Source organism: Allobosea sp. 47.2.35, assembly GCF_024655635.1.
Taxonomy (GTDB): Bacteria; Pseudomonadota; Alphaproteobacteria; order Rhizobiales; family Beijerinckiaceae; genus Allobosea.
Map to the genome: position 1 here is coordinate 1 of NZ_JANLGI010000049.1, position 5588 is coordinate 5588.

Below are 5588 nucleotides of genomic sequence, written 5' to 3' on the forward strand. Positions count from 1 at the left end.
GTAGCCCCAGCTTTGACGTAGCGATGGCGCGCAACGCCTCAGGAATTTTTCTTCCTGAGGCGTATGAAATCGAGTTCCTTGGAAGGAGCTAGGCGCATTTTCGGGAGGTCGATACGGTTGAGCACGCAACCAATAAGTTTGGACTGCACCGGCTGGACCATCGACAGGCCCACCTGCATCTGCTCGACGCTGACGCTGCCCCAGCCGGAGACGAGGACGAATCCGTCAGCATAGCGCGCGACCGCCCGCAGATCCCCTGACATCGTCAGCGGTGGTAGATCGAAGACGACGTAGTCAAAGTTCTCGCGCGAATTGGAGATCAGAAGCGACAGTTTGTTGCTCCAGTCAAATGTGTTCACCGCCCGCGTGGTACCCAGCGGCATGACATGAAGGTCACAGTCCTGCTCGATCTTAACAAGCTTGTTTAGATCAGATTGCCGTCCTGTGCCATACTCGAACAAGCCACGCTCTTCCGCGAGCCCGAAGCGCTTGGACAAGTCGCCCGCGTAGGTATTTGCATCAACTAACAAAGTGCGCAGTCCGGATGCGGCTAATGACACAGCAAGGTGGCTTGCTACGGTCGTGCTGCCTTCGCCATTGATCAATGAGGTGATACCTATCGCACAGAATCTTCGATCACGTGCATGTTCGTCCGCGGCGAACTTGATGTTCTTCAGGGTATGCCAGAGCTCGGTCAGCTTGCCGGCTTGGACTATGTCGAGCATGGCATACGGTAACTGGAACCGGCCTTTCAGGACCAAATCCTTGTTCTGTTTGATCGTTATACTGTTATTAAGTGTGTGGTTGGCTGGGATCACACCCAAGAAGGGCGCTTGCGTCGCCGCGATCAACTGCTCCGGTGTACGGATCCGCCCATCTATGAACGCCAAGACTAGAGCCGCGGTTACAGATACCGTTCCGCCAAGAATGCCAGCGATCGCTAAGATCAGAATGCCGCGAAAGTTGCTCTTGTCGGCAGGAGGCATAGCTGCGGCAATTACACGTGTCTTGGGGCCGACTTCGCGCAATCTCTCGCGGAGCCAACTGCTGCCCGCCTGGGCAGCGTCGATACGCGCCATGTTCTGGTCAACGATGTAAGCTCGGACCAGATCATTCGTGATGCGGGCGGCTTGCTCCGCATCCTGCGCGGTGAAGCGTAACTCGACTACATTGCTAAGCGCTACACGCTCCGCTGACATGCCGCGCTGAACCAACTTGAGGGCGGCAGCGCGGCCGTCACTCATTGCGCCAGATACACCGGCGTCTGGTGCTGGCCTATTGAAGACTGTAGCAAGTTCGCCAAGCAGGCCGTAGAGGCCTGTTGATTGAGCCTGGAGTGGCTGGTCGGCAAGTTTTAAATTGTCGACGACCGCCAGCGCAATCCGTTCGGACCGCATGATCTGAATTTGCGTTTCGATAAACGTCGGATCGAGCTGCGTTTCCGCAAAAAACGCATCGTCGCGGCTAAATGTTAGCCGCAGATTCGTTAGCTGGAGATGAGAAGTGGCGGTAAAGGTCGCAGGCCGGAAGAGAACGAAGGCAAATGCGAGCAGCAACGCAGCCAGTGTAATTGATAAGATCAAAATCTTGAAGCGGAATATCGCCGCAATCATCCAACGGATACCGAATTGCGTCCTCGCTTCTTCGTCTATAACAAAATCACCATTCTGTGAGTTGATCTTAGAAATGTTTAGCATCTGATCGATACCTGCCGTAGTCTCATCTCAAAGCGCCGATTTGTTCTTTAGCAAGGGGGCTTTTTGAGTTTGCGCCATTGCGCGTGGGAGACTGGGATAAGGGCCGAGGCGCTTCCTGCGGCCGGAACACTTTCACGATGTCGCCGGGCTGGACCCGTGTCGTTTCCATGGCCTGGATCTCTTGAATTGCGTCGCCGACTGGACGCATGATTACGAATGTCAGCAGCGGGGAAGAATCCATTTCGGCACTGTTGGTTGGAGCCGAACTCAGAGCCGCTGAGCCTGCGATCAGGCGGGTTGCTGTTTCGAACCGTTCATCCAATTCCTTGCTTTGCGCCAGCAGAGACTGCAGCTCGGCGCGTGCCGTGCTCTGGCGCTCGTCGCGCAGCGCAACTTTTTGCGCGTTCATTAGGTTGATTTGCTGGCGGGCGCGCAGGATCGAGGTGTCCAGCTCGCGAAGCTCGCGATCGATCTGAGCAATAGTGCGTTCCAGCGGAAGGATGCGTGGTGCTGGTGCCAGCCCGCGCGAAATCAACGTCCGCGTATCCTCGAGTTCTCTGGCCACCGATTCCTTCTGCTTCTCGGCAGCTTTTGCCTGCTCTTGAATCGAGATAATTTCGCGCTCAAGTAGGTTGACCGAATTATCAAAGGAAGCTGTTTGGTTCTTTTGCCGTTCGTTTCGGGCGAGGAAGATTGCGCGCTCCTCACCCAAGAAACGCGATGCAGCCGTTGCGCCCTCAGGGGCAGGTAGTGCATCGAGCCCGGCCGCCTCGCCCTGCAGCCTCCATTGCCGCGCGCTTAATTCGTCGCGACGAAGGAGGATGGTCCTGATGTCACCGCCTCCTGTTATCGAGTCACGTTCAAAGCCCCAGTCCGAACTGCGCGGGGGCCGATAAGCTCCCCCGGCGATGCTGACTGCGTTGAGCACGACCATATTCGGACGGAAAGCATACTCGCCTGGGCGTTCGACACCCCCGAGAATATAGAACGGTCGATACTGCGAAACCGAAACTGCTGCATCGGGCAATTCGAGCAACTGAGCCTTCGCTTTCAATCCCTCAGAGATCCTACTCGCGAGTTCGGCTGACATCAGGCCGGCAGCTGCCACGTCGCCGATCATCGGCAAGGTCACTTTTCCGTCGGGGCCGATCGTGAACTCTCCGGTAAGTACGGGCCATTCATGGACGTGGATGCGCAAGCGATCCTGCACGCCCAGCCTGTAGATTCCTTCCTGTCCATAACTGTTGCTCGTGCAGAGCAACGTCAGCACCAGCAGTGACACGAATGGTTTGGTACGCATACGTGTGACGTTCCCTTAAGGTAGAGGTGTCGCCGTTTCATCGGTGCTTCCTCGCCGATTCTATAAACCGAAGCACGCAGTGAACAAAGGCTTAGAGCGAGCAAAATGACTAATATAGTCAATGCCGCAGTCAATGTGGCCGGAATGTCGCTTTGATCTGGAGCGGCCGTCGACAAGGGCGTTGCATTAACGGAAGTCCCACTTTTTTCGGCTCCGCTTTGAGGTGATGGCAGAGAGGTTTCGCCTAAAATCTATCTACGTCACTGACCGTGCCGGGGCGCCGTTCGTTCCATAAGATCTGCAAGTGACACCGCTATCCGGCGCCGGTCATGCAATTGTTCCACGTACTTTCTGCCTGCCAGCCCCATTTCGTGCAATTTCTGCGGTGAGGCCGACAGGGCGGCGCGGAGCGCCCAGACAAGCCCATTTACATCACCTGGATCCAGGAGCCAGCCACAGGAATCATCCACGAGTTCGGGAATGCCGGCTACGCGAGTCGAGATCACCGGCCTGCCCATTGCTAGCGCTTCCATAATCGCGATTGGCAGACCCTCCGCGTAACTTGGCAGAACGAGAGCTCGGCTGGCCGAGATCATCTCCCTAACTTTAGCGCCCGAGCACCACCCCAGTAGGGCTACCTCCTTCTCTACACCATAGATGGCAACTTCTTTCTCGATCGAAAGACGGCTCTCGCCGTCGCCAATCAGCACGATGCGGATTCGAGGGAATTCGTCGCGCAGCAATGAGATGGCCTTTGGGATATGGATTTGTCCCTTCTCCGGGCAGAGCCGCCCAACGCAGACGAACGTCATGTTCTCGTCAGTTGTAGTCTTCGATAATGTGAATTGCTCGAGATTTATGCCGCAGCGAATAACATGAATATCTGGCTGCTCGTGTTCTGGCTTTGTAAAGCTGTTAAGCAGAAATTTAGAATAATCAGATATAGCGACAACGAAAGAGCTGTTGGAAATTTTCTCCGGGAAGCTGTTTAATTTTGGGTGGCGGAATTCATCCGGACCATGGGCGGTGAAGCTGTAGCTTGGTCCGCCGGCGGATTTGCATAGCATCGCCACGGCCGTGGCATTAGTGCTAAAATGTACGTGGATATGCTCGATGCCGAGGGTAGCACTCACCTGTCTAAGATGGATTGCTTGCAGCGCATACGCCACGTGACGCACTATACCGCCGCGCGAGTTTTTCAGCAGCGTCACCCAGAGCGGCACAAGTTTACAAAGGGCAAGCGGACGCCCAAAAAGTTCCCGCATTAGGGCTATGAACAGATGGAGCATATTTCCATCGAGCAGCAGGTGAGTTTTCCGCGCTTCGGCTACATCCAGTTGATCGACCAACCGACCGCGAAACCTACGAACCGAAAATCGCAGGATCTGGTGGCCGAGCTTTTCGAGTTCAATGATCTCGTCTCGGATGAAGGTGTTGCTCGGGGCCGGATACACGTTCGTTAGATAGAGAATCTTCATTTCACGGCCACTCAGAACGGCGCTTGTGAGCGCTATGCTTAAAGAAATAGAGGAGCGATTATTGTGCGACTCGCGCTGCTGGTCACCTGAATTTGCTGTTCAGGCTGATATTTATTTATCTCTCGATCGAAGGTATATAAAATCTGAACCTAGTGGTTAATCATGCGTCATGCGATCAATTGTGTGTGGTTGCGGACTCAGCGACCGGGCTTGCAGCCTAGTTCTGATCAATTTTTGCACATTCTCGCATCCAGCGCGATGGATTGCCGGCGTCGACCGTTCTTCGACACATCAGAGTAGAGCAATATGTATTGTTAATCGATCGAAGTGGTTTAAAGTCTCCGCGTTGTTCCAGTTGCGCAGCGAGAGAATGGACGTGACCAAGACCCTCATTCTGCTGTTCCATCGCAATCTCGCGCAGTCAAAGGCCAATGCCGCTATGTCGACCGCCGCAGCGAGCTTACGTAGCGTCGAGGTTGTCGACATGCAGGCGCTTTATCCCGATAGCATTGATATCCTTCGCGATGGGGAGTACGAGGCCGCAAGGCTCCTGGCGGCCGACCGAATCGTGCTGCAATTTCCAATTCAATGGTATTCTACGCCTCCCCTGCTAAAGGCATGGCAGGACGCAGTGCTGACCCGCATGTTCTACTTTAGCTATCAGACTGAGGGGCGGAAATTGGAAGGAACGCCTATCATGCTGGCGGTAACTGCGGGGGCCGCATCTGATGTCAACCGGCCCGACGGTTTAAACATGTTTTCGATGGCCGATCTTCTTGTGCCGCTCCGCGCCACTGCTCATCGCTGCGGTCTACTCTGGCAGGATCCCTTCATTTTATACAATGCGGACAAACTTTCGCCAGAAGCACTGGGTGCGGAGGCGCTCCGTTACGCGACTGCTTTGGAACGGTGGGTTACAAAGAACCAAGCGGGCAGGGTTGAGGCGGTCCGAGGAGGTGAAAAGCGCCCGCCCCAGTTGCTGGCACCGACTCAGGAGTTCGCGGTCGTGCGTGAATGACGCGGATTGGAAACAGAATGGTGCTTCTTCCGTGGGGTGTAACGTTTGCTGGCAGCCTACCTTTTTTCTACGATCTGAGCAAAGGCCCTCGGGTT

4 protein-coding genes are annotated in these 5588 nt (G+C 55.1%); 1 reads left to right on the forward strand and 3 read right to left on the reverse strand.

Annotated features, from left to right (window positions below; genetic code table 11):
* Positions 1-38 precede the first annotated feature (38 nt).
* From NUV79_RS25050 to NUV79_RS25060, 3 genes are all read right to left on the reverse strand, one after another.
* The gene (locus tag NUV79_RS25050; protein ID WP_257735786.1) at positions 39-1697 is read right to left on the reverse strand and encodes a polysaccharide biosynthesis tyrosine autokinase; all 1659 of its coding nucleotides are present in this window, start codon (positions 1695-1697) and stop codon (positions 39-41) included.
* Positions 1698-1719: 22 nt separating this feature from the next.
* Positions 1720-2997: a polysaccharide biosynthesis/export family protein gene (locus tag NUV79_RS25055; RefSeq protein ID WP_257735787.1), complete on the reverse strand. Its 1278-nt coding sequence runs from the start codon at positions 2995-2997 to the stop codon at positions 1720-1722.
* A gap of 260 nt (positions 2998-3257) precedes the next feature.
* Entirely contained in the window at positions 3258-4475 is a 1218-nt protein-coding gene (locus tag NUV79_RS25060) for a glycosyltransferase family 4 protein (RefSeq protein WP_257735788.1), read from the reverse strand.
* Between the two features lie 376 nt (positions 4476-4851).
* Between NUV79_RS25060 and NUV79_RS25065 the strand changes: the two genes are divergently transcribed.
* Positions 4852-5493 (forward strand): NAD(P)H-dependent oxidoreductase, encoded by a 642-nt coding sequence (locus NUV79_RS25065; protein WP_257735789.1) that lies wholly within the window; start codon positions 4852-4854, stop codon positions 5491-5493.
* The last annotated feature ends 95 nt before the right edge of the window (positions 5494-5588 follow it).

Coding starts and splice junctions, on each gene's coding strand:
- NUV79_RS25050 (WP_257735786.1), bottom strand. CDS start 1,697: ATGCTAAACATTTCTAAGATCAACTCACAGAATGGTGATTTTGTTATA.
- NUV79_RS25055 (WP_257735787.1), bottom strand. CDS start 2,997: ATGCGTACCAAACCATTCGTGTCACTGCTGGTGCTGACGTTGCTCTGC.
- NUV79_RS25060 (WP_257735788.1), bottom strand. CDS start 4,475: ATGAAGATTCTCTATCTAACGAACGTGTATCCGGCCCCGAGCAACACC.